The following is a 1,416-nucleotide window of genomic DNA, read 5'->3' on the forward strand; positions in this document are numbered from 1 at the left end:
GGGGGGGCTGTAGATGGCAAAATACAAGCCGATCGATTGCGGCGCCTTAGCCGTTGGCATAGTCAATGAAGTCATGCAGTGGGACCTGTCGCCTGGCTCCGTGCACTTCTCTGCTTCTGCTCAGGAGCATGCTGACGATCGTCACCCCGAAGACTACGCGCTCTGCGTCAAGAATATCGCGCATATTCTTCGGGCTCCGGACTGGGTCGGGCAGGGACCTAAAGACCGCGATGGTTTTGTGATGGTTCGCCGGATTTCGTCGGCGAAGGCCATCCTGTTGGTGGCGATCAAGTTGAAACGCGATGATCAGGGGCGATATGTCGTAGCGAGCACTTATCGGGTCACGCAGCATGACGCGGATATGCGTGTCTCTAAGGGGTATTGGCTGCGCGTATAAAAGCAAAAGGCCCCGTCCAACGAGCGGGGCCTGTTTCCAAGTTGAAGGCGGGGTCCCGAAGTCCCGCATCTCTTTCGGCTTTCGCCTACTTTACGCCGCTGAAAGCGGAGTGTGTGAGGAGGGAGTTCTCACCTCAACAACTTGGACTTTCAATATAGTGTTGAAAGTTTGATTTTTCAATACCGTTCATGATCGTGGAAGGCCAGCGTGGCCAGCAGCCCTCCACCGTCGGCGTTGGTCAGGGTCAGGCGCGCGCCGGAACGTTCGGCCATGCGCCGCGCAATGGTCAGGCCAAGGCCCGAGCCGCCGCTGTCGCGCGAACGGGACGGGTCCAGCCGGTAGAAGGGCTCGAACAGGCGCGCGATCTGGTCGTCGGGCGCGCCGGGGCCGTGGTCGCGCACGGTCAGGCGGATTTCCGATCCCTGACGCACGGCGGTCACCTCGGCGTCGCCGCCATGACGCACGGCGTTGTCCACCAGATTGGTCAGGCAGCGGCGCAGCGCCTGCGGGCGTGTGCGGATCACGGCTGAACAGCCCCCGGCGAAGACCACGGGCTGGCCCGCATCGGCGGCGTCCTCGCACAGGGCGGACAACAGGGCGTCCAGATCGACGGGAACCACATCCTCGGCGGTGGTCTCGATCCGGGCCAGATCCAGCCCCTCGCGCACCAGATGCTGCATGGCGCCCAGATCATTGACCAGTTGGCCGCGCAGGGCTTCGTCCTCGACCTTTTCGATCCGCAGCCGCATCCGGGTCAGGGGTGTCTGCAGGTCATGGGCCACGGCGGCCAGAACTCGTGTGCGGTCTTCGATCAGGGCCTGCAGCCGGGTCTGCATGGCGTTCAGGGCGGCGGCGGCCTGACGCACCTCACGCGCGCCTTCCTCGATCAGGGGCGGGCGATCCAGGTCGTGGCTCAGGGCGACCGCGCCTTCTGACAGACGGTTCAGCGGACCCGCCGCCAGACGTGACGCCATCCAGCCCGTCAGCAGCACCCCCGCCAGACCAACCGCCAGAAGCGC

General features: G+C 64.1%; 2 protein-coding genes. One reads left to right on the forward strand and one right to left on the reverse strand.

The genetic code is table 11. From position 1 onward, the window contains the following. Nucleotides 1-13: 13 nt before the first annotated feature. The gene (locus tag QZ281_RS03870) at nt 14-397 is read left to right on the forward strand and encodes a hypothetical protein (RefSeq protein WP_292224932.1); all 384 of its coding nucleotides are present in this window, start codon (nt 14-16) and stop codon (nt 395-397) included. 176 nt (nt 398-573) lie between these two features. Here QZ281_RS03870 and QZ281_RS03875 read toward each other — a convergent pair. Next, nucleotides 574-1,416 (reverse strand): ATP-binding protein (locus tag QZ281_RS03875; RefSeq protein WP_292224935.1); only part of this gene is annotated, 843 nt, incomplete at its 5' end.

The organism is Brevundimonas sp. (assembly GCF_018608325.1).
Taxonomy (GTDB): domain Bacteria; phylum Pseudomonadota; class Alphaproteobacteria; order Caulobacterales; family Caulobacteraceae; genus Brevundimonas.

Excerpts from the sequence above, each read along its gene's own strand:
- QZ281_RS03870 (WP_292224932.1), top strand. The coding sequence starts at position 14 with ATGGCAAAATACAAGCCGATCGATTGCGGCGCCTTAGCCGTTGGCATA.